This is a genomic window from uncultured Pseudoalteromonas sp. (genome assembly GCF_963922945.1).
Lineage (GTDB): Bacteria > Pseudomonadota > Gammaproteobacteria > Enterobacterales > Alteromonadaceae > Pseudoalteromonas.
Window position 1 is genome coordinate 1 of the sequence record NZ_CAWUKC010000013.1, and the last position, 26403, is coordinate 26403.

Genomic DNA, 26403 nt, shown 5'->3' on the forward strand with positions numbered 1-26403 from the left:
ATTGAATTGACTGTGCTGAATAACTACCTAAGTAATTATTCTGTTGGTCACTCAGTTCAATTGAGACTCTAAATTTGTTTGCCTCACTTAGTAAACTAAGCTTGGCTGTTAGAACTCAATCTGTACGAGTGCCCACACAGATGATTGCTTTATATTGTTAAAGAACGTTGCGATTAAAGCGCTTGCTTTATCTCGCTAGGGCTGCGCATGTTACGCTTTCCTATTTTTTTGTCAACACTTAATTTTGAGAAAGTTTAAATTTTTCTAAATTAAGTTTTACTCGACTCACTGAGTAGCTCGTGCCTCGCTATGCGTTGCTTGCTCTGCCGTCTCAGTGGGGTCGCATTATAGGGAGAACGAATTTTTACGCAAGTTTTTTTTAATAAAAACTATAAATAAAACCTCTTTCGTGTACTTTTCACTCGAAACCGCCAAAAACAGTACAAAAAACACGCTAAGCCTATATATGAAGCCTAGATTATTTTAAATATAACGATGTATAAAACGCAAAAAGCACCCATAAGGTGCTTTAAAGTTAATTTATTTACTGCGCGTATTAATACAAAATACTATAAAGCTTTCTTCTGTATTTAGCTGCAAGTGTATCTCCATCTGGAAGAGAAGCAATAATTGCTAAGAAGCTTGCTTTAGCGTCATTAAAGTTAAGATCCTTTTTAAGTACACTGAACAGTGTTTCGAGAGCTTCTTCTTTTCGCCCTGCATCATTTAGTAATTGGCTTAGCTCTATTTTTAGGTCTAAGTCATTTGGGTATTTTTCTACTTGAGACTGCTTTTCTTTTATCTCTGGCGAGTCGGTAGCTTCTAAGGCTGCTTCGCATTTTGCTTTGATATTGTGAAAATAAGCATCTTGCTCTTGGGCGTCAATTGTATCAATAAGTGCTTGGGCATCATCTAGCTTATGAATTTGGATACATATGTCTGCTAATACTAGTTTGATTCGTGCGTTCTTATTATCAATTTCATAGGCTTGTTTAGCGTAGTTAAATGCTGCATTAAGATCTGACTTTATTAATGCTTGTTTTGCTTGCTCAAGAAGTAGGTCTTGCTGCGCAGGTAAATGCTTGCTCAGGGCTTCACGAATTTGTGCATCTGTTTGCACGCCTGCTAATAAATCTACTGGCGCTGAATCTTTTAACAACACCAATGTAGGTAAAGTTTGTAGGCCAACCTGTTGCGCCAATTGCGAAGCGAGTGCTTGTTCTGTATCACAATCAAGGTTAGCCACTACAATATAATCTTTATATTGCGCCGCTAAATTTTCTAATATACCGATTTGGCTAATACACTCTGGGCTTTGTGGCGAGTGGAAGTTAAGCAGCACCAACTTTTGTTGTGATGTTTCACCGAGTACTTGCTGAAGGTTTTGTGCGTTGATACTAACTAGGTTGCTCATTGAATTAATTGCCATATTCATTTATTTAGGTTTTTATATGGAGACGAACATAATAAATACAAGTAGTAAATACTTTCAAATAATGAGGGAAAACATGAAAATTACCTATCTAGCTGCAGCATTTATGATAACAAGCCCATTTAGTTACGCTAAGTCACTAAACTTAGATTTAACTAAGAGTATGCCAGCTATAGAAAAGTTTTACCTCGACTTACATCAATCTCCAGAGCTTTCATATAATGAACAAGAAACTGGCCAAAAAATAGCATCGCAATTAATACAACTTGGGTTTGATGTAACAGATAATGTGGGCGGTTATGGTGTGGTAGGAATTTATAAGAATGGCACCGGCCCTACAATAATGATTCGTACTGATACTGATGGCCTACCAATCACAGAGCAAACCGGTAAACCTTATGCATCTAAAGTACAAGTTATTAATGACGATGGGAATAAAGTAGGAGTGATGCATGGCTGTGGCCACGATATACATATGAGTTCTTTTATTGGTACTGCTGAGCAACTTATTGCCCATAAAAAAGAGTGGCAAGGAACGTTAATGATGGTTGCTCAACCTGCAGAAGAAGTGGGCGGTGGAGCAAAAGCCATGTTAAGTGAAGGCTTATTTAGTAAATATGCTAAGCCTGATCATGTTATTGCGCTGCATGTAAGCGCCAGCGTACCTGCAGGTAAGGTATCAATGAAAAATGAATACACCATGGCAAGTGTTGATTCGGTAGATATAACTATAAAAGGTAAAGGCGGACACGGCGCCTACCCGCACACTACTGTAGATCCAGTCGTTATTGCGGCGCGTACGGTATTAGCATTACAAACAATCACTAGCCGCGAGCTTTCTCCACTTGAACCTTCAGTTGTAACTGTGGGCTCTATTCATGGTGGCTCAAAGCATAATGTCATTTCCGATGAAGTAAAACTTCAGCTTACGCTTAGAAGCTATAATCCAGAGGTACGTGAGGCGCAAATAGCTGCAATAAAACGTATTACAGCCGGTATTGCTCAAAGTGCTGGCCTTAGTCAGTCACACTACCCTGTTGTTCAAGTTCATGAAGATGAGTCAATTCCAGCTACTTACAACAACCCAGAGCAAACAAATATTGTTAGACGTGCTATCGCTGATGCCATTGGCGCAACCAATGTACTTGAAACAAAAGCGGTTATGGCTGGTGAAGATTTTGGACTGTACGGTAGAACTGACGAAAACATTCCTATTACGTTATTTTGGTTAGGTGGAGTAAATCAGCAGCAATATACAGATGCGATGAAAAGTAACCAAACACTTCCTTCATTACACTCAAGTAAATTTGCGCCAGATTATAAAGTAGCATTACCGACCGGTATAAAAGCTATGAGTAACGCTGCAGTCGCGTTATTTAATAATAAATAAGCCGTATTTGAAAGCTCAGCAATTAAGTAGTTGCTGAGCTCTTTTTATAGTTTGATTTTTTAAAGGGTGCTTTTTTAGCACGCTTAGCAAAGCGCTTTTTAGGCGGTGTTTTAGGTAGCTTTGAAAATACATGGCTATCACAACTAGCTGCCTGCTGTACAAAACCTTCAAGTTCCACCAACAGTGGTTGTAAAAATTGTTGGTAACTCATTGCTTGTTGAGCAATGTTGCCTAAACTGGCCTCCCATTTAGCAGTCAAATCGGGGCTAGCTAAGCCCTCTGGTAAAACACTAATAAGTGCCAAGCCAGTTTGTGTTGCTTTAATTGATTTACCTTCGCGTTTTAAAAAACGACGCCTAAATAATAATTCAATAATGCCTGCGCGAGTTGCCTCAGTTCCTAACCCATCGGTTTCTTTGAGTATTTTTTTAATTTGAGGGTCTTTTACATAACGACTAATGCCGGTCATGGCACTGAGCAATGTTGCATCTGTAAAATGAGACGGGGGCGTAGTGTGTTTTTCTACCACTTCACCTTTAGTGCAGTTAAGCGCCATGCCTTTTGTTAAATGAGGCAAGGTTACTTCACCCTTTAGCTCGGCTTTACCCATTATTACCTTAAACCCTAAGCTTACATCTTGCTTTGCGTTGGCTTTAAATAAACCTCCCGCAATTATTATCTCTACCTTGGTTTCGTTATATATGTAATCGGGGTAAAACTGGATTAGGTAATGCCTACAAATAAGTTGATACACTTTTGCCTCATCAGGCGCTAAAGTCGCTATTTTTAATTGTTTGGCGGTAGGCACGATTGCATGATGCGCAGCCACTTTTGTATCGTTAAAACATTTGCTGCGTTTTTTAGCGTCGGCCCCATTTACAAACTCAGTATTTTGACCGCCATTAGCTGCAATTGCTTTTAAAATTGCAAGCGCATCTAAATGATGCTCTTCAGGTAAATAACGGTTATCTGAACGAGGATAAGTAATTAACTTATGGCGCTCATAGAGCGTTTGGCAAATATCGAGTACTTGCTGAGCAGCCATACCCAATGCCTTTGCTGCATCTATTTGCAGTGCTGATAAATTGTAAGGCAGTGGCGCGCTTTGTTTTTTTTGTTTTTGTTCAAGCGCGGTAACCTCACCTGGTTGATTAGCTATACGCGAGGCAACATTTTCAGCGAGTGCTTTATTTAATACACGCCCTTCTTCATCTTGGTAAGGCTCGCAGGCTTTGCTTGGTACCCACTTGGCCACAAAGCTTTGCTGCTCGGGAGTTAATAAATGCGCCAACACTTCGTAAAATGGTTTAGACACAAAGTTAGCTATTTCGTTATCGCGATTAACCACTAAACCTAAAATTGGTGTTTGTACCCGGCCCACCGACAATACATTACCAAAGCCAGCTTTTTGCCCCGCCAGCGTATATGCACGTGTAAGGTTCATACCAAATAACCAATCAGCACGAGAACGCGCAAGCGCCGAGACACTAAGCGGAATAAATTCACGGTTTGAGCGCATAGTAGTAAGCGCTTTTTTTACTGCCGCTAAATTTAAATCACTTATAAGTAAACGTTGAATACTTTGCTTTTTAGTTTTACTTATTTTGGCTTGCTCTATGACTTCATCTACCAAAAGTTGACCCTCGCGATCGGGATCGCCAGCATGCACTAGTATTGATGCCTGCTTAATTAGCTTTTTTAATACCGTTAACTGTTTGCGTGTTTTCGTTTTTGCCTTGAGCTGCCATTGCTCTGGTACTATGGGAAGGTGTTCAAATTGCCACTTTTTAAAACGCGCATCATAATCATCAGGTTCAGCTTGCTCAAGTAAGTGCCCTATACACCACGAGACACAGTCACCATTAGCCACTTCTATATAACCATCGTGTTTTTTATGAGGTTTTGGCAATGCATCAGCAATAGCTCTGCCAAGTGATGGCTTTTCTGCGATATAGAGTTTCATGGGAGTTGCTCATTAACTGTTTATATGAACAGTAGTTTAGCACAGCTATTTAGAAGGTGGAGCGCTTTCTATTTCTGAGGGGGTATTATACCAATCCGCAATAATATCTAATCATTTTGCGGGGCTAAACGTGTCGCTATCTGCGTTAAAAAATTCTCATTTAGAACAACTAAATAGCGAATTTCTTGCCTTGCTATCAACACGTTTATCCATCCTCAAAATAGATCACTTACTTATGCGATTGGCATTACTTTTTTTAGCGAAAAGCATAATTAAAGGTAAATAACACACAATGACGGTGCCAATGTTGATAAAAGGCATTAACGTTTTGTAAATAATGGTGCTGTACGCTAAATCCCAAAGGTGTCGGTCAACTAATCTAAATAATTGTAATATAGGTGCGCCAATAACCACTAACTGACCAATAACGCATTGCCATAAATAAACTTTATCTTTTATTCCCCAATAAGCTATTAATGCCATCCATATAATATCGGTAGCCGCCCATACTAAATAACGATAGATATAAATATCGTCAAACTCTCTCAAGCTAGAGGCTGTTATCCCCCCAAAGAAGAAAAAAGCGGCGGTCAGTAATGCAAATCTAAAGGCTAAGTAATCTTTAAATATAAAAAATATTAAAAGAGCCGGGCTTAGCATAAAGACCCAGCTTTTACTTAAAATACTGACGAAATACAAAAACCAATCTGGCAAAATGTTTTACCTTATTTTTCTTTTGTATCATCGTCGGTACCATCACCATTACCTGGCATATCACAATATTTAATTATAACTTCCACAGCGCATCCATTACATATGTTAAGGAAATGTACTGTAAGCTAAAATGATGAGATTGCCAAGATACTTAGGGGGATAAAGTACCTTAAAATGAAACTAATTTAATAAAGTATAACGCTAGGCAATAACCTAGCGTACATCAATAGGGTCTGACTCTTTGGCTTTACCTTGTAAAATTGATATTTCTACTCGGCGGTTTCTGCGTCTATCTTCGTTAGAATCGTTTGGCACAAGCGGACGTGTATCGGCGCGCCCTACTACCATCATGCGGTTTTTATCAAACCCTTGTACCGTTTGTAGTTCGCTTGCTACTGCAACCGCTCGCTTTGACGATAAATCCCAGTTATTAATGTATAACTCGTTTGAAACCTGAAAATCATCCGTATGACCCGATACCGTAATTTCACCAGGTACATCTTTTAATAACTCACCTATATCTTGAATTATAGGCTTAAACTTAGGCTGTAAAAATGCACTGCCAGAGGGAAATGAGCCATTTTCACGGATACGAATAATAATTTGCTGCCCTAAAGACTCAAGTTCGATGGCACCGTCGATAATTTGTTTTTCGAGCTGCTGTGCTATTTTTTTCACTAGCTCGTTCGTTTGTTCTTGATCGGCGGCTGAGGTTGCTTGCTCTGAGGATTGCTGCTGCGATGTGCTACGTGACTCACCACCACGTTTATCGCCGCGCTGTTCTTGACGACCGCCAGCGGAGCTTTCATCGCCCGCTTGAAACTCAAGCATTTGTTGCGTCATTTCTACGGTTTGCTGCTGAATGGTTTCAATCGGAGTTGGTTCTGGTTTGCCTGGGGTAAATTCCATGGCAATAACAGAGGTTCCTTTTGGAATATCTTTAACTTCTATTTTGTTTTGCACACCAAAAGCAAACTTCATCGAGCCTGCTATTTGCTTAAACTTAAGTACATCCATTTCTGAAAACGCAAGCAAAAGTACAAAAAAGCACATTAACAACGACATTAAGTCGGCAAATGTTCCCATCCAAGCAGGCAGACCTGGTGGTGGGCATTTGCACTCTTGATCAGACATGGTTACTCCTCGGTATCTACTTTGCGCTTAGACTCAGCAAGGTAGTTCTTCAATATACCTTCGATTACTTTCGGGTTTTGGCCATCTTGAATACCCAAGATAGCATCCAATATTAAACGCTGATTCATCGCCTCTTCGTCCTTACGAAGCTCCAGTTTTACCTGAATAGGAATAGCCACAACATTTGCTAAAAATGCACCATATAAAGTCGTTAATAATGCCACCGCCATTGCGGGGCCTATGGCTTTTGGGTCATCCATGTTAGATAACATAGCAACTAAGCCTATTAACGTTCCTATCATACCCATTGCAGGAGCAATATCAGCAAGCGACTTAAATAAGCTTGCCCCAAGTTCATGGCGCGAAGTTGTTAAAGAAATATCTTTTTGCAGTGTAGCGCGCACAACATCAGCATCGTGACCATCAACGAGCATATCGACACCTTTGCGCATAAATGGGTTGGGTATTTCGGCTTCTTCGAGGGCTAAAAATCCCCCCTTACGAGCTGAATCAGCAAGCTCAACTGCTTTTTCGATAAGCTCTTCTGGGGATTCTATTTTGAACATAAATGCTTTACCAACCACTTTACCTATGCCCAAAAACTGAGACAGAGTAAAGTTGGATAACACTATAAATAGCGAGCCACCAAATACAATTACACTAGAAGGTGCGTCGGCAAACATACCCATTTCGCCGCTACTACTCATAAACATGGACATGACAATTAAACCAATTGCGCCAAGGATCCCAATTATGGTTGCTAAATCCACATTTCCTCCAAAGTATTATACTTTGTTATTCAAACTTTTATTATTAACTGCTTATCGGCAAGGTACTGAAATACTTAAGCCATTTTTGAAAAAAGTGCAAAACACTATGTTTGCGCTAATTTTAGATCAAGATACCTTACTCGCCTAGCGACTGTTTAACTTTTATTGTACACAGTAAGCGTTAATACGCATCTTAAACGTGGTAAAAGTACGATTTAAACTGATATAACTCAAAAAACCGCGATCATCCTTTGACCTAGTTTAGCATTCCCCCTAAAATTGGCTCCTAAATTTATCATGCTGACTGAAATTAAACATGGCGACTAAAAAACCTGAAAACCTAAGTTTTGAACAAGCACTCGAAGAATTATCAACCATTGTCGGTGATATGGAGCAAGGTGAGTTATCGTTAGAGCAGTCGTTAAAGCAATTTGAGCGTGGTATAGCTTTAGCCAATGCCTCGACGGGTAAATTACAACAAGCAGAGCAAAAAGTGTCTATTTTAATGGGGAATGACGATAAAGCAGCCCTGACTCCCTTTAACAATGATATGGAATAATTGTGAGCATACAAAAAAAAATAGAATGTGCTCAACAAGATGTAGTTAAAACTCTGCAACAGTACTTTAAACAACCCCTTGATACTGAACACACAGTAAAAGAAGCCACGCAGTATGGTTTATTTAATGGTGGTAAGCGTTTACGCCCTTTTTTAGTCTACGCTAGTGGTGAGATGCTTGGTGCTAATAAGCACGATTTAGACATTCTAGCTGCTGCAATTGAGTGTATTCATAGCTACTCGTTGGTGCACGATGATTTGCCTGCTATGGACGACGATGACCTTCGTCGTGGCCGCCCAACGTGCCATATAGAGTTTGGCGATGCACATGCAATTTTAGCGGGCGATGCATTACAAACACTAGCCTTTGAGCTTATTTCGTCCCATAGTTTTACGTGTAGCACATCAACACAAGTAAAAATGATCAGCGCACTGGCCAAAGCATCAGGGCTTGCAGGCATGGTCGGCGGACAAGGGCTAGATATTGCAGCAACTGATAAAGTGATTACAGTACAACAGCTTGAGAGAATCCATAAACTAAAAACGGGTGCTTTAATCAATTGTGCTATTACACTCGGTGCACTGTGTAGTGAAAAAGCAGATAAACAAACCTTAGAAAACTTAAGTGTTTTTGGGTATGCTATAGGGCTGGCATTTCAAGTGCACGACGACATTTTAGATGTTGAGGGCGACACTCTTACTTTAGGTAAACCACAAGGTTCTGATTTAGAGGCTAATAAAGCAACTTATCCGGCCCTATTAGGCATGCTAGGAGCCAAACAGATGGCGCAAAATTTAATAGAGCAAGCGCATCAAGCATTAAACAAAATAGATGCGGATACCTCTGTTCTAGCGGCGCTGGCAGACTACCTGATTAAACGTGACCATTAAGTGTTACACAACCGTATTGCCATTTAGCACTGACATTATTACTCAACACCGGTAAACACTTATTAGTTAGTACTGGTGTTAGCGAAGGATAAAATAAATACCATGACACTTGATAGTAGCAAGTATCCATTACTTAACTTGGTTGACGAACCCGCCCACTTACGCGATATTGCGCAAGATAAACTCCCTGCGTTTAGCAACGAGTTACGAGACTATTTACTCAACTCAGTTTCGCAAAGTAGCGGCCATTTAGCGTCTGGTTTAGGAACTGTTGAGCTTACCGTTGCTTTACATTATGTGTATAACACACCAGAAGATCGCCTTGTATGGGATGTAGGTCATCAAGCGTACCCGCATAAAATTTTAACGGGTCGTCGCGATCTAATGCATACAATTCGTCAAAAAGACGGATTACACCCGTTCCCATTTCGTGAAGAAAGCCAATACGACACCTTTAGTGTTGGTCACTCAAGTACCTCTATTTCAGCAGCACTAGGCATGTCTATTGCTGCTGAAAAAGAAGGTAAAGGCCGTAAAACGGTTGCTGTAATAGGTGATGGCGCAATAACGGCAGGCATGGCTTTTGAAGCTATGAATCATTTAGGTGATGTAAAATCAGACATGTTAATCATTTTAAATGATAACGAAATGTCGATTTCTGAAAACGTCGGTGCATTAACCAATCACTTTGCACGTATTTTATCTGGCAGCTTTTACACAAATATTCGCGAAGGCAGTAAAAAGCTTCTTTCTGGCGTGCCTCCGGTTAAGGAGCTTGCCAGTAAAGTAGAAGAGCACCTAAAAGGAATGGTTATTCCAGGTACCTTTTTTGAAGAACTAGGTCTTAATTACATTGGCCCAATTGATGGCCACGATGTAAATATGCTCGTAGACACGCTTCGTAATATGCGCAATTTAAAAGGCCCTCAGCTTTTACATATAAAAACTCAAAAAGGAAAAGGCTACAAACCTGCAGAAGCTGATCCCATTGGCTATCATGGTGTGCCAAAGTTTGACCCTAATACATCAAGCCTACCTAAGTCTAAACCAGGTGCCGCAACTTTCTCTGAAGTGTTTGGCGATTGGCTATGCGATATGGCCGAACAAGATAAAAAATTAATGGCCATTACACCGGCAATGCGCGAAGGCTCAGGCATGGTGCGTTTTTCAAAAGAGCATCCAGAACAGTATTTCGATGTCGCTATAGCAGAGCAGCACGCTGTCACATTGGCCGCCGGTTTTGCCTGTGAAGGTTTAAAGCCCGTTGTCGCTATTTACTCGAGCTTTTTACAACGTGCGTATGATCAACTTATTCACGATGTTGCGCTGCAAAACTTACCCGTATTGTTTGCTATAGACCGCGCGGGTATTGTTGGTGCAGACGGAGAAACACACCAAGGTGCGTACGATTTAAGCTTTATGCGCTGTATTCCTAACATGGTTATTATGGCCCCTAGTGATACCAATGAGTGCCGTCATATGCTTTATACTGGTTATAAAGCAAACTGCCCAGTGGCCGTTCGCTACCCGCGAGGTAGTGCCGGTAACGCTGACATTGAAAACGACATGCAACTGCTAGAAATCGGTAAAGCCAAAACGATTAAGCAAGGTACTAAAATTGCTATTTTATCGTTTGGTACATTGCTTGAAAACGCGCAGCTTGCTGCAAATGAGCTAGGTGCAACGCTTGTTAATATGCGCTTTGTTAAACCGCTTGATACAGGCCTTTTAGATGAGCTTGCTCAAAGCCACGATGTAATTGTTACTTTAGAGGATAATGCTATTTCTGGTGGCGCAGGCTCAGCTGTTAATGAATATTTAGCAGCGCAAAAAGCCAACCTAAAGGTACTTAACTTAGGTATCCCTGATGAATTTATTAAGCACGGCACACAAGCGCAAATGCACGATGAAATGGGCTTAGGCGAACAAGGCATTTTAAATTCAATAAAATCGTTTATCGCTTAATTATTTTGCTAGCTAATTTTTAAAGGGAGCCTGATGGCTCCTTTTTTATTTTTAAATTTTTGCATCCAATGTGTATTTCTACGCGTTACCCCTATGAGGTTAACACAGTAAATAGTACGTACTGAGGAGTATAAGCAGGCACGTTATTTACTTTCATTTGATGGAATATTAAAAGGTAAAAATGATGAAAAAAGCTAATTTAACTCACCTTCATGCACAAAACAGTTCACTAAAACGCCCCCTTTGTTTTTCAGCATTAGCGCTTGGGATAGTACTTGGTATTTCAGGGTGTAGCGGTGATGATGGAGAAAACGGTTTAGCCGGTACGCCGGGAGCAGATGGTCAAGATGGAAACGATGGCACAAACGGTAACCCCGGCTTTAGTGCTGCCACGTTTATTTTAGCTAATAACGGCGAGCAAAACGCAGGCACTGTTGATTTAATAAACCAGAACGCTGCTAAATTAAAAACCTTTAATACCACTGCAAATGAAGGCGTAGCCTTTGATAGCCTCGGTAATTTAATACAAGCAAGCGACAGCGAAAATAGTAGCATTAAAACTATATGCCAACTTGCCAATCGCGATGATGGTGCAACCTTTAGTACTAATCAAGACCGTGAAATTACAGGCCCTGCCACTACACTGGTTAATCCTAAGGGCATAGCGATTGCAAAAAATAGCGGGCTGATATTTATAGCTGATTTTGGTGCCATGCAAATTACCACATTTGGCAGTGCTGCAGCGGGAGATGCCGCGCCGCTTGCTACCACTGTTACCGAAGCCGCCCCGTGGGATGTTGATTATGACCACGTAAACGACCGACTTTATGTAGCACTTACCAACGGTGATGTCGCGGTTTATGATAATTTTGTAAGCGGTGAATTTACCGCTATGCCAAGTCGTACTATTACACCAAGCGATGCCGATGGTGTGCAAATATCGGTAAATATTCACGGCATTGTTTATGATGAAACCACCAATAAACTTATCTTATCGGATGTTGGTAGCGCATCAGATGCTACCGATGGCGCGCTTTTTGTTATTAATAATGCCTCAACTGCGCAAGGTAATACATCTGTTGCACGCAGTATTTCTGGCCCTGCGACTATGCTAGGCAACCCTGTAGATATTACCCTTGAGGGTAGCGATTTACGTGTGGCTGAAAAATCAAACGACGCAATTTTAGTGTTTAGTAATATATTTGCCGGTGAAAGTGGCGATATAGCGCCCGATTTAAGTACTGCATCTACTAAGCCAGAGTCAATTACTAACACGCTAACTCAAAGCTCAATGGCTGATATATCAGATAGTACTGAGCCTAATATGGCGCTACTTGGTGTAGCTGTATCAAGTAACCCAAGTTCCCCAGGCGATACAACAGGCCAAATAAGCCGCTTTAATACTTCGCTCAATACTGAACTGGCTAGCTATAACGCAAACCAAACTATCGAAAGCGTTAGCTTTGATAAAGCAGGCAATAGCTATACAACCTTTGATAACGCCAGCACAGGAATGGGAGGAATTGTAATTTCCACTAAAGTAGCAATTACCCGAGACGGGCAAACCTATAATACTAACCAAGATAGCATCATAACGGGTGCTAACACTGGTTTAGTATCGCCAAAAGGTCTTGATATAGCCTCAGACAGCGGCATGATATTTGTTGCCGAAAATAACGAAAACACGCCAAGTATTGCTATATTTTCTACCTGTACAACGGGTAATGCCAGTCCACTTATGAGTTTAACTTTTGCTAATAATGCTCGCCCATGGGATGTAGATTACGATAGTAAAACCGACCGCGCTTTTGTGGCTTTAACCAATGGTACGGTTGCTGTATTTGACCAGGTGAAGAGCAAACTTTTAAGTGGTGAAACCAGCATAAGTACAGAAGACAGGCTAATTACTCCTGCAAACAATGGTGAAGCAGTCGCGGCGCCTACTAATATTCATGGAATAGATTACGACTCATTGAGCGGCGCGTTAATGCTTTCTGATGTGGGAAGTGCGGCCGTCGCCGACGATGGTAAAATTTACGTATTAAATAATACAGCCACTGCATCAGGCTTGGTAAATATAAGCGCGACAATTAGCGGCCCTGCAACTATGTTAGGTAACCCTGTTGATATTATGTACAGCGGTAGCGATTTATACGTAGCTGAAAAATCGAATAATGTTGTCATGCGTTTTAACAATATTTTAAGTACTGCCGGCGGTGATATTAGCGCCGATGCAACTACTGATTTTACTGCTCCTGAGTCAGTTGCCATTTTACCAGCTTGGCTAAACGAGTAGCTAAATAGCGTTACCCTCAACCATGCCTAGCCTGGATATGTAGGTTAGGCATTATCGCATCCACACCTTAATATCGGCTAAGCCATTACTTTGTAAAATACCTAGCTGCTGATCAACATTTGAGTTTTGTTCAAATTCAAACGCATCTAATTGTTTATCAAATGTAATATTAGCGACGCCATCACCACCGCGCTTTTTAACCTGGTGAAGCGCTATATCGGCTAAGTTTATTGATGTTTCCCAGCTTATTACTTGCCCGCCTAAAAGTGGCAGTGGGTAAAAAGACCACCCCAATGACGCAGTAATATTGGTTGTTTTACCGTTTGGTAATTGAAACGAGTTTAATGCAATAGCTTGACATAAATCAGAGGCATAGCTGTCAATCATGTTGCACTTAAAATCGCGCAGCAATAATAAAAACTCATCCCCACTCCAGCGTGCCACATAGTCAGAGCCTTGAGTCCGTGAATTAAGCAGCGCCGCCATTTGTTGTAAACAGCTATCACCTGCTATTGGACCATAGGCATCGTTTATACGGCTAAAGTTATCAAAGTTAATAATAAGCAGTACAAGCGACTTACCTTGCGCTTGTAAAGACTGCGCATTACGTTGGAAGTGCTCGATATCTTTAGGGAGTTGATCAAACAAAAAGCGACGGCTACGCAGCCCTGTAAGCTCATCTGAGTGACTAACTAGTTTAAGCTGAGAGTTTACTTGGCCTAATTTATCATTCGCTTGGCGCAGCTCTAAGGTACGCTCTGTAACTAAGCCTTCTAGTATTTCTTGCTTTCGGCGCTCTTGTGCCCTAAATACCCAAAAAATAAAGTAAAACAATAAAATAAACCCACTCACTATGAGCAGCCTAAAGTAAATAGTTTCGTCAAAGCGTTGTGGCACCACAAAGGCGTACTCAGCGGTTTTTGCTCGGTCCCAATCTTCGCCTTGGCGTTTTGCCTCAAGTTCAAATAAAAACGACCCTGCGGGTAAATTGGTATATATGGCTTCTCGGCGTGCATTTGCATAGCGCCAGTCGCTGTCTAAACCACTTAATTTATACCTAAACTCAATACTATTTGGCGCGTAATAATCAATTGCGGTGTATTTTAGCGTTATGTCGCGCTCATCAGTATTTAATAAAGGTTTTTCACCCAGTGCAGCAGTCGTTAAAGCACGTAGTGGTGTGGTCAGTGTTTCTATTTTAGGTTTTAAGGCATTTAAGCCAAAAAGCTCAGTGTTTTTTGGTATTTCAACAATACCTTGTAAACTTGGGTACCAAATTGAGTAATCAGTCATGGCAACAGCATCATGACCTAAACCGTTACAACACTGACTTGCTTTACCATCTAGTTGCCTATCAAAAGAAGAAATCACCTCTTCCACTTTTAAGCTCGACACCTCGCCTTTAAATTGCGCAACAGGCATGCGGTAAACCCCTTTCATGGTACTTACCCACACTCGCTTGTACGTCTCGTCGTACTCAAGGCTAAAAATAGACCCATAGGGTAAACCATTGGCTGCATCTAATTGTCGCCAATGTCCTTGTAAGCTTCTGTAAAATAGGCCATCGTTGAGTGAGCCAATTAAAATACCTACACCGTCTATATGTAATACGCTGGTGATGTATGCACTTTCAAGCGAGGTTTGGTCGCCTATTTTTTCAATTCCACGATCGGTAAAGTAATAGGCTCCTTTACTGGTACCAATTACGCCAAAATTTGCTTTATCAAGCACATAGGTTATAAATTTACTGCCTAAAAAAGCATTGTATGCAAAAGGGGTTAACCCGCCATAACTCAGCCTATATAAGCCACGCCCAGTGCCTATCCAAAAGCCCCCTTTGCTTGATGGGCTAATAGCAAATACCGGGTTGTCGCGCAGCGCTCTGCCTGGGAAACTGTATAATTTATCTTGCTCGTAAAAAAACAGCCCTCGACCAGTTGCTATATATAAGCGCGAGCCATCAAACTGTAGGTCGTGTACAGTTGCACGGCCAAATTGCGCACTGGGGATTTTATTAACAAAGTTTTTATTTAAATCGAAATAACCAATACCACTTTTGTTCGCCACCCATAAATTACCATCGGGTGCTTGGCTGATTGCCATTACGGCCTCAGTCATTTGTGATAAAGCAGAGTGACGTTCAATACGCCCTTCGTGGGCAAGCCATAAGCCTTCACTAAAACTTGCAAGCCAAATATTGTTTTGGCTATCACGGTAAATATCGGCAAACCAAATACTCTGATCTAGCTGGCTTGGCTCCACCCATTGCCACTCGCCCGACTTTGCCCTAAACAACAGTCGCCCGTACGTAGAAACCCACAAGCCACCATTGGTGTCGCTCATAAATTTGTACACGGCAGAGTTATTTGCATTAGGTAAAGGGAACGGTCTGAGTTCATCGTCTAAGTCTAAAAAGTAAGCTCCCAGCTCAGAAGCTAAATATAAGTTACCATTTAAAAAAGACAGATCATGCACTATGGTTTGCGCAAGGCGCTCAGGTAGTGACACCTTAGCGGTTAACTCCAACCTGAGTTTTGAAAAATCAGAGGCGCTTTTAGTTAAGCGTAATAAGTGGCGATCGTTTACAAGCCAAATCCCCTCTGCTGAGAGCGCCATTTGACTTACCGATCCTACTATCTGAGTGATTACAGTCGCATTAACAATAGGTACCAGCCCAAGTGCCTTATCGCGTAAATCAACTTGATTGCGGTCTACATAGTAAAGACCATTGGCTGCAATCCAAATACCGCCTTTAGCATCTTCTAATATATCTCTAACGGGGCCTTTAATATTAAACTCTTGTGCGGCAAGCGTTTGCGGGTTTATGACCACTAAGCCACTTTTGGTACCCACCCATAGATAGCCGTTACTATCTATGAGCAGCTTATTAATACCATTGCTTGGTAAAAAGGGACTGTTTTGTGTGTTGTAATTAGTGAAGGTTGTACCGTCAAAACGGCTAAGGCCAAATTGCGTTCCAACCCACATATAACCTTGTTGGTCTTGTACAACGCTTTTAAGCGATTGTGAGGGCAAGCCATCTTTAATATTCCATTGCTTAACAACGTAATCAGTAATAGAAGCCCAACTTGGCATGGCACACAGCATAAGTACACATACCAGTAAAAATCGCATCATTTCGCTGCCACCTAGTCAAACAAGTAAAACACAAAAACTAAAAGGGTAGTAAACCTGCTTTTATTAACGCTTGCAAACAAATAAGCGAAAAAATCCCGGCAAGTACATCATCCGCCATAATACCCACACCACCGCTCATCTGCTTATCAAGTTTTTTAATCGGGCCTGGTTTGGCAATATCAAAAAACCTAAATAATAAAAAACCGACCAACAAGGTTTGCCAACTGAGCGCTGCACCTATCATGGTGATGTAGTAGCCAGCAACCTCATCCCAAACTATCGCGGGATGGTCATGTACCCCTAAATCTTCGGCAGTTTTGCCACACGCCCAAATACCAAAAATGCTTATCACCACTGCAAATACAATTTGTAACCAAAGCGGAAAATACATGGTCATAAAAATAAAGGGTAACGCAGCAAATGTACCAAATGTTCCCGGCGCAACAGGTGCAAGTCCAGAGCCAAATCCAAGGCCAAATAACTGGTGAGGGCGTTTTAAATTAAACTGTTTTTTGCTAGTCAAACCTGCTCCTTGGCAAAGTGCTCAAAGCCCTGTTGCTCAAAATTAAATTTTTCACCGTGATGTAAAAGCTCAATATGCCCCTCACCACTTTTTATTTGCCCTATACACGTTGCTTCCACACCGTACTGGCGTAATTTAAGCTCCAACATACTCTTATTATCTTCAGAGACAGTAAAAAGTAATTCGTAGTCATCACCATAGCCTAAAATATAAGGCAATTGCTCTTCAAAATTAAGCGTTGAGCGCATAGCATCTGAAGTAGGAATGTTTTCAATATTGATACTGGCGCTGACTTGTGACATATCAAGTATGTGTGATAAATCGGCCATGAGGCCATCTGATACATCAATTGCTGATGACGCAAGACCGCGCAGCACTTGCCCTGCAGCAACCCGTGGCGTCGGGTAATCAAAGCGGTTGTTTATGTACTTTAAATGCGCAGGTTCAATATTCATGGTTTGTTTGCGAGATTCAATTGCAAGGCCTGCATCACCTAATGTTCCGGTCACACATACCCAATCCCCCACTTTAGCACCTGCACGGCGTAAAGCTTTGCCTTCGGGTATAATCCCTTTGGCACAAATTGTCACGGTCAACGGGCCTTGTGTGGTATCGCCACCAATTATTTGTACATTAAAGTACTCTGCAATTTCGTGCATTCCTTCAGTAAATTCTTCAATCCATTGCTGGTTTGCATTAGGTAGGGTTAGTGCCACCGACACCCACGTAGGCTCCGCCCCCATGGCTGCTAAATCACTTAAATTTACTGCTAATGCGCGATGCCCTAATGCGCGAGGAGAAATATCATCAAAAAAATGAACCCCCGATACAAGCGTATCAGTTGTCACTGCAAGTTGGCAGTTTTGCGGAACGCTCACTAATGCACAGTCGTCCCCTATTCCTAGGTTCACATCACGACGCGTTATACCACGACCTTTAAAGTAGCGGTTTATTAATTCAAATTCCTTCATACACAAAAAAGCCGACCTATGCCGGCTCTCCTTTTAACGTGTACTAACTGTTAAAGCTGAGCTCTTTAGCAGAGCGCTTTAAATAGGTTAGTATTACTTGCGTAAATGCTTAACAGCTTTATCAAGTACACCGTTTACAAATTTATGGCTATCTTCTGCGCCAAACATTTTCGCAAGCTCAATACCTTCATTGATTGCTACTTTGTATGGTACATCTTCACGGAATTTAAGCTCGTAAGCGCTTAAACGTAAAATTGCACGCTCTACCATATCTAAATCATCAGATGGACGTGTTAAATGTGGTGATACAGCTTCGTCTAATTGCTTATAGTTAACGGCAACGCCACGCGCTAAATCTTTAAAGTATTCAACATCAATTTTAGTCACGTCGTTTTCGATCAACATTTGCTGTTCGATATCGGCAATTAGATTGCCACTTAATTGCCATGAATAAACGGCTTGAAGTGCTAAGATACGTGCTTTACGTCTTGCTGCTGGTTTCACAAAAATTCCTTAAACTTAAATTTTATCTAACACATTAACCATTTCAAGCGCGCCTAAAGCCGCTTCGCCGCCTTTGTTACCCATTTTGGTACCAGCGCGTTCAATTGCTTGTTCAATGCTTTCTGTGGTTAATACGCCAAATGCAACCGGGATATCATACTCAAGCGATACGTTTGCAAGGCCTTTGTTAGATTCGCCAGCAACGAGGTCAAAGTGTGGCGTACCACCTCTGATCACTACGCCTAATGCGATGATTGCATCATACTCTTTTTTTGCCGCAATGCGTTTTGCCGCTAAAGGTAACTCTACTGCACCAGGTACATATACAACAGTAATGTCATCATCGGCTACACCACCAGTACGCTTTAACTCATCAACAGCACCTTCTAGTAGGCTGCTACCAATAAAATCGTTAAAACGAGAAATAACAATAGCGAATTTTTTGCCTGGGGCGTACTTATTACCTTCAATAATTTTCATTTGATAACCCTAAAAATATGTTCGAGCGGTTGCGATTGCGAAAAAATTGCAGCGCATCATACCATAAAAATAAAAAAATAGACTAGTTTAAAGCAAACCGCTTATTGCGGCTCCACATAATCAACAACTTCTAAATGAAAGCCCGAAAGAGCATGGTACTTTTTAGGGCGACTCATTAAGCGCATTTGAGTAATCCCCAAATCAGCCAAAATTTGCGAGCCAACTCCCACAGTACGTGATGTACCTTTGAACTTACGTGGCGTGACATTTTCGCCAGCATCAGCCGCAGCAAATGCTTTTACTGTGGCCTCTAGCTCTTCGGTGCTTTCTTGTTTACCTAAAATAACCAGCGCACCGTTATTTTTTGCAATGTAAGCCATTGCATCAGAAAGCCCCCAACTACGATCCGCACTTCTATCTGAAAGTAAAATATCGTTAAAAGTACTTTGTAAGTGCACGCGCACAAGTGTTGGCTCGTTTTCTTTAATTTCGCCTTTTAACAATACGTAATGTAATTGACCGTCAATGGTGTCTTTGTAGGTGACTAAATCAAACTCACCGTGTTCGGTTGGCAGTTTACATTTAGCCACTTGCTCAATTGTGGTTTCGTTAAGGTTTCGGTACTCAATTAAATCGGCAATTGTACCAATTTTAATACCGTGCTCTTTAGCAAATACTTCTAAGTCAGGACGACGTGCCATGGTGCCATCAGCATTAAGAATTTCTACAATAACTGATGAGGCTTCAAGGCCTGCTAAACGTGCTAAATCACATCCGGCCTCTGTGTGTCCAGCACGTGTTAATACGCCACCCGGTTGTGCCATAATCGGAAAAATATGCCCAGGCTGTACGATATCGCTCGGTACTGCGCCTTTTGCTATTGCAGCTTGCACTGTGCGCGCTCTATCTGCCGCTGAAATACCGGTTGTTACGCCTTTGGCAGCTTCAATCGACATCGTAAAGTTAGTAGAAAACGCAGCGCCATTATTTTTTACCATTAACGGTAAATCTAGCTGCTCACAACGCTCTTGCGTCATAGTTAAACAAATTAACCCACGACCATGAGTGGCCATAAAGTTAATAGCTTCGGCGCTAATATGCTCTGCGGCTATAATTAAATCACCTTCGTTTTCTCTGTCTTCGTCATCCATTAAAATAACCATTTTACCGGCTTTAATGTCGTCGATGATTTCTTGTGCGCTGTGTAAGTTCATAAATTTGCTCGTGTAAGTTATCAGTGTTGTTATTTAACAAAACCAGCTTTAGCTAGTAAGCTCATTGAAATATCTGAGCCAGTCGGCTGCTCAGCCCCTTTAATTAAGCGCTCTAAATAACGTGCAATTTGGTCGACTTCTAAATTAACGCGCGTGCCCACTTTAAAGTCAGCGATAGTGGTTTGCTCGCTTGTATGCGGCACTATGGTTAATTTAAATTTATTACCTTGTACAGCGTTTACTGTCAGGCTTATACCATCAATACAGACAGACCCTTTATAAGGAATGTATTTCATCAAGTTTTCATCGGTACTAAGCCAATACTCTGTTGCGCGTGCGTTTGTATCAATAGCGGTAATCGTTGCTATACCATCAACATGCCCTGAAACTAAATGCCCGCCTAAACGCGAAACCGGCTGCATGGCTTTTTCAAGGTTAACAGTTTGCCCTATATTATAATTTGCAAACCCAGTTAGGCTAATAGTCTCGTTAGATAAATCGGCACTAAAGCCATCAATGTGTTTATCAACTACCGTTAAACATACGCCATTAGTGGCAATGCTATCGCCAAGCTTTACATCGCTCATATCAAGATTAGCGCTTTGAATGCGAATGGCTAAATCGCCTTGTTTTTTTTGTAATAGCGCAATTTTGCCTGTGGCTTCTATTATTCCAGTAAACATAGCCCTACTCTTTTAATTAAGTGGTTAGAATGTGTTTTGTAGCGGTTATGCGTAAATCATCGCCCACTATCACACACTCTTTAAAGGTTAAATTAACGGTGTTTTGCATATCTGTCAGCGGAGCAAAATTAACTAAACTTTTTGCATCGCACCCCATGAGTTTAGGCGCAAGATAAAATATATATTCGTCTATTAAGTTAAGCTCAGTCATTTTACCAGCAAGTGTAGCACCGGCTTCTAAATAAACATGATTAAACTGCAGTTGAGCTAGCGTTTCTAAAACAGACTTTAAATTAACTTTGTTATTTTGCTCTGGCACTTCTATATGCCTTACAAAATGCGGCCACTGCGTTGATTTATCAACCTTGGTAGTAAAAATTATTATCTCACTTTCAATATTAAATACTGCCAGATCAGGTGTTAGCCTATTTTGTGAGTCAATTATAACCCGCACCGGTTGGCGTAGGGGTAATTTGGTAGGCAAAGCCTGTGGCAGTTCGCTTAACCTTACATTGAGCTTAGCATCATCGGTAATAACCGTATCGGCGCCCGTTAAAATAGCGCAGCTTTGTGCTCGGTGTAATTGTACATCTTGGCGAGCAGCGGGGCCGGTGATCCATTTACTTTGGCCATTTTTAAGTGCGGTTTTACCATCAATGCTTGCTGCCATTTTACACGTTACATACGGAAGCCCCTGCTCCATACGTTTAAAAAAACCTAAATTAAGAGCGCGCGCTTGCTGCTCTAAAAGTCCAAAGGCAACCTCAATACCAGCATCGCTGAGTATTTTAAGCCCTTTACCTGCCACTTGCGGGTTGGTGTCGACCATAGCTGCAATAACTCTCACAACACCTGCGGATTTTAAAGCCTCTGCACACGGGGGAGTGCGTCCGTAATGACTACACGGTTCAAGTGTAACATATGCTGTCGCACCTTTTGCGTTTTCACCGGCCACTGCAAGGGCATTAACCTCAGCATGCCCCTGCCCCGCTAATTGATGAAACCCTTCACCAATTATGTGGTTATCTTTAACTAAAACACACCCAACATTGGGGTTGGGAGTGGTTGTAAATCGCCCTTTTTTTGCCAGTTCGATGGCACGAGCCATGTACATTTCGTCTTGTGAAGTAAAAGTTGTTTGGTTTTGCATTATTACTCCCCTAGGCGAGCTATTTCTTCACCAAACTCACGTATATCCTCAAACGAGCGATACACAGAGGCAAACCTTACATAGGCTACTTTATCAAGTTTTTTAAGCGACTCCATTATACACTCCCCTACAAGATGACTTGATATTTCGCGCTCTCCAGTGGCTCGTAACTGCGATTTAATAATATTAACCACTTCATCGACTTGCTCTGTACTGACAGGGCGTTTTTCAAGGGCGCGATTAAGGCCATTGAGTAGCTTGTCTTCGTTAAAAGGTTCTCGGCTGCCATCTTGTTTAATCACACGTGGCATAACAAGCTCAGCCCCTTCAAAGGTAGTAAATCGCTCGTGACACTCGTTACATTCACGACGACGGCGAACTTGATGGCCTCCACCAACCAGGCGCGAGTCTATTACTTTGGTGTCTTTTGCGGTGCAAAATGGGCAATGCATAACTAGGTACTTCCGTTTTAAACAAAAAAGGCCGCTATTTAGCGGCCTTTTATCTTAGCAAAAAAATAGGGCCTGTTGGCCTTTCAGGATTAAATTTGTTCTATCTAGGGGTGATTTGATCGCGGCGCGAGGTTTGTAACCTAGTGGGCTAAGTAAAAACCGAGCAAAGCTTCCGCGTCCTGCTCACGCCCCTTACCTACATCCATGTAGGCAACAAAGAGTAAATCGCCCCTAGGACGAACCCGAGGGCAGTGCATGTTTGGCATTTATGCTGCGTTATCGCCTATTTGTGTGGAGTAACCACACTACATAGACTCTGCCTTGCCTAAAAACCAAACATACTACTGCAAATTAAACCTCGAAAGGTAAACAGGCCCCTTGTTGTGATCTAAATTACTGCTGCTTATGCAATTAAGCGTATACAGGTAATTTTGCACAAATTGCTTTAACTTTTTCTTTAACTTGTGCTTGTACAGACTCATCGTTGATGTTGTCTAATACATCACAAATCCAGCCTGCAAGTTCTTTCGACTCAGCTTCTTTAAAGCCACGACGAGTAATTGCCGGTGAACCAATACGCAAACCTGAAGTAACAAACGGTGAACGTGGATCGTTTGGTACTGAGTTTTTGTTCACGGTAATATTTGCATTACCAAGCGCTGCATCTGCATCTTTACCAGTAATGTCTTTATCGATTAAATCAAGTAAGAATAAGTGGTTTTCTGTTTTATCAGATACGATTTTGTAACCGCGCTCTTGCATAACAGCAACCATAGCTTGAGCATTCTTAACTACCTGTGCTTGGTACGTTTTAAATTCTGGTTGTAGTGCTTCTTTAAATGCCACGGCTTTTGCAGCAATAATGTGACATAAAGGACCACCTTGACCACCTGGGAATACAGCGCTGTTAAGCTTTTTGTAAATTGCTTCGTCGCCACACGCTGAAATAATTAAACCACCACGTGGGCCTGCTAATGTTTTATGTGTTGTTGTTGTTACAACATGGGCGTGAGGTACTGGGCTTGGGTAAACACCCGCCGCAATTAAACCTGCAACGTGAGCCATATCAACAAATAAGTAAGCGCCTACTTTATCAGCGATTTCACGGAATTTAGCCCAATCAACAATGCCTGAATATGCAGAAAAACCACCAATAATCATTTTTGGTTTATGCTCTAGTGCTAGCGCTTCTACCTGTGCGTAATCAATTTCGCCGGTTACTTCGTCTAGCCCGTATTGGATAGCATTGTATAGCTTACCAGAAAAGCTAACGTGAGAGCCGTGCGTTAAGTGACCACCATGAGCTAAGCTCATACCAAGTACAGTGTCGCCTGCTTCTAATAATGCTAAGAAAACAGCTGCATTTGCCTGAGAACCCGCATGTGGCTGAACGTTTGCATAATCAGAACCAAATAGCTCGTTAGCACGATCAATTGCTAGTTGTTCAACTACGTCAACATGCTCACAACCGCCATAGTAACGTTTGCCCGGGTAACCTTCAGCGTATTTATTTGTAAGCTGTGAACCCTGCGCTTCTAGTACGCGTGGGCTACAGTAGTTTTCTGATGCGATTAATTCAATATGCTCTTCTTGACGAGCAGTTTCTTTGTTCATCGCGTCAAATAACTCTGGATCAAAATCCGAAATATTCATGCTACGTTCTAACATTGGGGTCTCCTAGGGCAACGTGTATGGTGTTTTTTAGAGGCTTTATTGTACGCTTTAAACGACTCTTTGCCTACGCTCTTAAGTTGAGGATATTTAAACAGGGATTGGATCTATTTCACAGCGTTTTTAAGATGATATTTTTTTATAAATACATTAATAATTTAAATGACTTTTATTTTTTACATTTAATTAGTTAATGATAAATACTTTATTTAACGCGCTCAAAATACAAAAAAAGCGGCCAAGGCCGCTTTTTAAACGCCAAGTTAGTTAACCTAACTTAGTGAGTATTTCAGTGCGTAACGCTTCATAATCAGGGCTAATATCGCTTGCTAAACAAGGTTTAGCAAGTGCGTCGCTAAGTGGTTTTGGCATATCAAGTTCAATATTTAAAATTTCTTCTACGCTTTCTTTAAACTTAGCGGGGTGAGCAGTTGCTAAAAAGATCCCTGCCGCACCGGGCGCTTTATTCTCTACAAGGCCTTGGTATGCAATGGCGGTATGCGGCTCTGCAACATAGCCCTTTTGTTGAATATTTTTCATCACTACTTGCGTGTTTTCTTCGCTCACGCTGGTTGAGTAAAAATTATCGTAGCTAAACCAGTCATTATCTAACATTGTTTGCACACGTGGCCAGTTGTTTGGCTTACTCACATCCATCGCGTTTGAAAGCGACTCAAGCGTTGCATTTGGCGCCCAATTTTTATCAAGTATAAAACGTGGCACTGTATCGTTTTGGTTAGTCGTTGCGCTTAGTTTATCTACTGGCATACCGATTACCGCGCCAATCATGGCGGCACATACATTACCAAAGTTACCGCTCGGTACTGAAATATGCGCTGTGGCACGCTTTTCTTTTGGTAGCTGAGCAATGGCTTCAAAGTAGTAACACACTTGCGCCACTAAGCGGCTAATGTTGATTGAGTTTGCAGAGTTAAGGCCAAGTGTAGATTTAACTTCGTCATCTAAAAACGACTTTTTAACCATTTCCTGACAGTCATCAAAACTGCCATCAACCGCGTAACAATGAATGTTGTTCCCAAGCGTAGTAAATAGCTTTTGCTGAGCAAGCGAAATTTTGCCTTTAGGGTATAAAATAACCACATCTATATTTGGCTTGTTGTAAAACGCATGTGCAACAGCCGCACCAGTATCGCCTGAGGTCGCCGTTAAAATCGTGACTTTTTCGCCTTGATTAAACTGCGCTAAACACTCAGCCATAAAACGCCCGCCAAAGTCTTTAAACGCAAGCGTAGGGCCATGGAAAAGCTCTAAACAATAGTTATTATCTTCAACTTCTACCAATTTTACTGGAAAGTTAAATGCATTTTTAACCATTTGTGCAACGGTATCAGCGGGTAATTCATCGCCAATTAGGTGCGATAAAATTTTGCTACTACGTGTAACAAAGTCCATATCAAGTAATGCGTCTATATCAGCTATTGGTGCTAAAGACTCAGGAAAGAACACGCCTTGGTTGCGCCCTAACCCCGTTTTTACCGCTTCAACGAACGACACTTTTTGAGAATTTTCTTTTAAATTATGTAATTGCATAACTGCCTATCCTATAAAACTGTTAATTGACGCGTGCCGTCGTTATCTAATTTACAAATATGGCAGAAACCCTGCTCATTTATATAATTTTTCTCAAGCCATTGAGCGCATTGCTTTGCTTCTTCTAAGGTTTTACATACGCTAAATAATGTAGGGCCTGCGCCAGATATACTTACAACCTCGGCACCTAATGCCGGTAAGCAGGCTTTTGCTTCACTAAAACCCGCTATTAATGGCGCACGGTATGGCTCTGCTATAGCGTCTTGCATAATACTGAGCGCATCATCAAAGCGCTGTGTTAACAACAAGCTACTAAATGCCGACAAACGCTGTGCAAACTCAACCCCTGCGTGCATGCTTAGCTCTTTTGGCAGCACAGAGCGAGCTTTTGCTGTATTAAGCGAAAAACCAGGAAATGCCGCTACGTAGTACCAGTTTTCGTCAACCGGTAAAGCAATTGATTTATTAGGGATTAAATTGCCTGTAAGCTGCAGCCCGCCTAAATAACACGGAGTGATGTTGTCATAATGACGCCCGCCACTTACAAGTGCTTCAAAATCAGCCATTAATTCAATAAGCTCAACTTGGCTTAAATTGGTCTGCGCAAATTTATCAAGTGCAGCAAAGGTTGCGACCACCGAGCACGCACTCGAACCTAGCCCTGAGCCAATAGGTAGGTTCTTTTTAAGTTCTAATTTTACACTGGGCATATCTGGTGCTACATGCGCTCTAAAATGTACTAAGCACTGATACGCTAGGTTTTCACTCGCATCGCTTGGTAATTTATGCGCGTATTCGCCTGAGCAAACAAACTTATCACTTTGAGCGGCACTTACTGCGGCCACATCACCTAATAAACTGCCATCAATAGGCGCGAGCGCTGCGCCTAGTGCGTCAAAGCCGACTGCAAAATTACCTATCGACGCCGGAGCATATACTTCTATCATTTTTAA

General features: G+C 41.6%; 22 protein-coding genes. 5 read left to right on the plus strand and 17 right to left on the minus strand.

The window, feature by feature from the left end; all coding sequences use genetic code 11:
* Nucleotides 1–556: 556 nt before the first annotated feature.
* Complete coding sequence (locus tag AABI99_RS04720; protein ID WP_338363898.1) at nt 557–1414, minus strand: tetratricopeptide repeat protein; 858 nt, start codon at nt 1412–1414, stop codon at nt 557–559.
* Nucleotides 1415–1508: 94 nt separating this feature from the next.
* On the opposite strand from AABI99_RS04720, the gene AABI99_RS04725 reads away from it, so the two are divergent.
* The gene (locus AABI99_RS04725; protein WP_338363900.1) at nt 1509–2822 is read left to right on the plus strand and encodes an amidohydrolase; all 1314 of its coding nucleotides are present in this window, start codon (nt 1509–1511) and stop codon (nt 2820–2822) included.
* A gap of 22 nt (nt 2823–2844) precedes the next feature.
* Here AABI99_RS04725 and AABI99_RS04730 read toward each other — a convergent pair whose 3' ends face one another.
* The 4 genes from AABI99_RS04730 to pomA all read right to left on the minus strand — a co-directional run bounded on the left by AABI99_RS04730 (nt 2845) and on the right by pomA (nt 7403).
* Nucleotides 2845–4785 (minus strand): DNA topoisomerase III, encoded by a 1941-nt coding sequence (locus AABI99_RS04730; protein WP_338363902.1) that lies wholly within the window; start codon nt 4783–4785, stop codon nt 2845–2847.
* Nucleotides 4786–5010: 225 nt separating this feature from the next.
* A complete protein-coding gene (locus AABI99_RS04735) occupies nt 5011–5499 on the minus strand; it encodes a hypothetical protein (protein WP_338363904.1) in 489 nt (162 codons plus the stop codon).
* Nucleotides 5500–5712: 213 nt separating this feature from the next.
* Complete coding sequence (locus AABI99_RS04740; protein ID WP_004586875.1) at nt 5713–6633, minus strand: flagellar motor protein MotB; 921 nt, start codon at nt 6631–6633, stop codon at nt 5713–5715.
* A gap of 2 nt (nt 6634–6635) precedes the next feature.
* Nucleotides 6636–7403, minus strand: a complete 768-nt coding sequence (gene pomA, locus AABI99_RS04745; RefSeq protein ID WP_338363918.1) for a flagellar motor protein PomA — start codon at nt 7401–7403, stop codon at nt 6636–6638.
* Nucleotides 7404–7719: 316 nt separating this feature from the next.
* Here pomA and xseB point away from each other — a divergent pair, with 316 nt between their 5' ends.
* From xseB to AABI99_RS04765, 4 genes are all read left to right on the plus strand, one after another.
* On the plus strand, nt 7720–7962 hold the full coding sequence (gene xseB / locus AABI99_RS04750) for an exodeoxyribonuclease VII small subunit (RefSeq protein WP_338363920.1): 243 nt from the start codon (nt 7720–7722) through the stop codon (nt 7960–7962).
* Between the two features lie 2 nt (nt 7963–7964).
* Entirely contained in the window at nt 7965–8852 is an 888-nt protein-coding gene (ispA, locus tag AABI99_RS04755; RefSeq protein WP_338363922.1) for a (2E,6E)-farnesyl diphosphate synthase, read from the plus strand.
* 102 nt (nt 8853–8954) lie between these two features.
* Nucleotides 8955–10817, plus strand: a complete 1863-nt coding sequence (gene dxs, locus AABI99_RS04760) for a 1-deoxy-D-xylulose-5-phosphate synthase (RefSeq protein WP_338363923.1) — start codon at nt 8955–8957, stop codon at nt 10815–10817.
* A gap of 184 nt (nt 10818–11001) precedes the next feature.
* The gene (locus AABI99_RS04765) at nt 11002–13113 is read left to right on the plus strand and encodes a hypothetical protein (protein WP_338363996.1); all 2112 of its coding nucleotides are present in this window, start codon (nt 11002–11004) and stop codon (nt 13111–13113) included.
* Between the two features lie 51 nt (nt 13114–13164).
* Here the strand turns inward: AABI99_RS04765 and AABI99_RS04770 are convergent, their stop codons facing one another.
* From AABI99_RS04770 to thrB, 12 genes are all read right to left on the minus strand, one after another.
* Nucleotides 13165–16251, minus strand: a complete 3087-nt coding sequence (locus tag AABI99_RS04770) for a diguanylate cyclase (RefSeq protein WP_338363925.1) — start codon at nt 16249–16251, stop codon at nt 13165–13167.
* A gap of 37 nt (nt 16252–16288) precedes the next feature.
* A complete protein-coding gene (locus AABI99_RS04775; protein WP_338363927.1) occupies nt 16289–16774 on the minus strand; it encodes a phosphatidylglycerophosphatase A in 486 nt (161 codons plus the stop codon).
* A complete protein-coding gene (thiL, locus tag AABI99_RS04780; RefSeq protein WP_338363929.1) occupies nt 16771–17745 on the minus strand; it encodes a thiamine-phosphate kinase in 975 nt (324 codons plus the stop codon). Before thiL ends, AABI99_RS04775 begins: the two co-directional genes overlap by 4 nt.
* A 93-nt stretch (nt 17746–17838) precedes the next feature.
* Nucleotides 17839–18249, minus strand: coding sequence for a transcription antitermination factor NusB (gene nusB / locus AABI99_RS04785; RefSeq protein WP_338363931.1), 411 nt, complete (start codon nt 18247–18249; stop codon nt 17839–17841).
* A gap of 15 nt (nt 18250–18264) precedes the next feature.
* A complete protein-coding gene (gene ribE, locus AABI99_RS04790) occupies nt 18265–18729 on the minus strand; it encodes a 6,7-dimethyl-8-ribityllumazine synthase (RefSeq protein ID WP_004586865.1) in 465 nt (154 codons plus the stop codon).
* A 101-nt stretch (nt 18730–18830) separates the two neighbouring features.
* Entirely contained in the window at nt 18831–19943 is a 1113-nt protein-coding gene (gene ribBA / locus AABI99_RS04795) for a bifunctional 3,4-dihydroxy-2-butanone-4-phosphate synthase/GTP cyclohydrolase II (RefSeq protein ID WP_338363935.1), read from the minus strand.
* A gap of 29 nt (nt 19944–19972) precedes the next feature.
* Nucleotides 19973–20626 carry a riboflavin synthase gene (locus AABI99_RS04800; RefSeq protein ID WP_338363936.1) on the minus strand — a complete coding sequence of 218 codons (654 nt, stop codon included), beginning with the start codon at nt 20624–20626 and terminating at the stop codon, nt 19973–19975.
* A gap of 16 nt (nt 20627–20642) precedes the next feature.
* Nucleotides 20643–21776: a bifunctional diaminohydroxyphosphoribosylaminopyrimidine deaminase/5-amino-6-(5-phosphoribosylamino)uracil reductase RibD gene (gene ribD / locus AABI99_RS04805; protein ID WP_338363938.1), complete on the minus strand. Its 1134-nt coding sequence runs from the start codon at nt 21774–21776 to the stop codon at nt 20643–20645.
* A gap of 2 nt (nt 21777–21778) precedes the next feature.
* Nucleotides 21779–22228, minus strand: a complete 450-nt coding sequence (gene nrdR / locus AABI99_RS04810; protein WP_338363940.1) for a transcriptional regulator NrdR — start codon at nt 22226–22228, stop codon at nt 21779–21781.
* Nucleotides 22229–22639: 411 nt separating this feature from the next.
* The gene (gene glyA, locus AABI99_RS04815) at nt 22640–23896 is read right to left on the minus strand and encodes a serine hydroxymethyltransferase (RefSeq protein ID WP_338363942.1); all 1257 of its coding nucleotides are present in this window, start codon (nt 23894–23896) and stop codon (nt 22640–22642) included.
* Nucleotides 23897–24166: 270 nt separating this feature from the next.
* Nucleotides 24167–25450 carry a threonine synthase gene (gene thrC / locus AABI99_RS04820; RefSeq protein ID WP_338363944.1) on the minus strand — a complete coding sequence of 428 codons (1284 nt, stop codon included), beginning with the start codon at nt 25448–25450 and terminating at the stop codon, nt 24167–24169.
* A gap of 11 nt (nt 25451–25461) precedes the next feature.
* Nucleotides 25462–26397, minus strand: a complete 936-nt coding sequence (gene thrB / locus AABI99_RS04825; protein ID WP_338363946.1) for a homoserine kinase — start codon at nt 26395–26397, stop codon at nt 25462–25464.
* Between the last annotated feature and the right edge of the window lie 6 nt (nt 26398–26403).

Bases quoted from the DNA above. Each gene is read 5' to 3' on its own strand.
- nrdR (WP_338363940.1), bottom strand. From the start codon at position 22,228: ATGCATTGCCCATTTTGCACCGCAAAAGACACCAAAGTAATAGACTCG.
- glyA (WP_338363942.1), bottom strand. From the start codon at position 23,896: ATGTTAGAACGTAGCATGAATATTTCGGATTTTGATCCAGAGTTATTT.
- AABI99_RS04725 (WP_338363900.1), top strand. From the start codon at position 1,509: ATGAAAATTACCTATCTAGCTGCAGCATTTATGATAACAAGCCCATTT.
- ribD (WP_338363938.1), bottom strand. From the start codon at position 21,776: ATGCAAAACCAAACAACTTTTACTTCACAAGACGAAATGTACATGGCT.
- thrC (WP_338363944.1), bottom strand. From the start codon at position 25,450: ATGCAATTACATAATTTAAAAGAAAATTCTCAAAAAGTGTCGTTCGTT.
- ribE (WP_004586865.1), bottom strand. From the start codon at position 18,729: ATGAAAATTATTGAAGGTAATAAGTACGCCCCAGGCAAAAAATTCGCT.
- AABI99_RS04740 (WP_004586875.1), bottom strand. From the start codon at position 6,633: ATGTCTGATCAAGAGTGCAAATGCCCACCACCAGGTCTGCCTGCTTGG.
- dxs (WP_338363923.1), top strand. From the start codon at position 8,955: ATGACACTTGATAGTAGCAAGTATCCATTACTTAACTTGGTTGACGAA.
- xseB (WP_338363920.1), top strand. From the start codon at position 7,720: ATGGCGACTAAAAAACCTGAAAACCTAAGTTTTGAACAAGCACTCGAA.
- ribBA (WP_338363935.1), bottom strand. From the start codon at position 19,943: ATGAACTTACACAGCGCACAAGAAATCATCGACGACATTAAAGCCGGT.
- AABI99_RS04730 (WP_338363902.1), bottom strand. From the start codon at position 4,785: ATGAAACTCTATATCGCAGAAAAGCCATCACTTGGCAGAGCTATTGCT.
- AABI99_RS04770 (WP_338363925.1), bottom strand. From the start codon at position 16,251: ATGATGCGATTTTTACTGGTATGTGTACTTATGCTGTGTGCCATGCCA.
- AABI99_RS04800 (WP_338363936.1), bottom strand. From the start codon at position 20,626: ATGTTTACTGGAATAATAGAAGCCACAGGCAAAATTGCGCTATTACAA.
- thrB (WP_338363946.1), bottom strand. From the start codon at position 26,397: ATGATAGAAGTATATGCTCCGGCGTCGATAGGTAATTTTGCAGTCGGC.
- AABI99_RS04720 (WP_338363898.1), bottom strand. From the start codon at position 1,414: ATGAGCAACCTAGTTAGTATCAACGCACAAAACCTTCAGCAAGTACTC.
- thiL (WP_338363929.1), bottom strand. From the start codon at position 17,745: ATGAAGGAATTTGAATTAATAAACCGCTACTTTAAAGGTCGTGGTATA.
- AABI99_RS04765 (WP_338363996.1), top strand. From the start codon at position 11,002: ATGAAAAAAGCTAATTTAACTCACCTTCATGCACAAAACAGTTCACTA.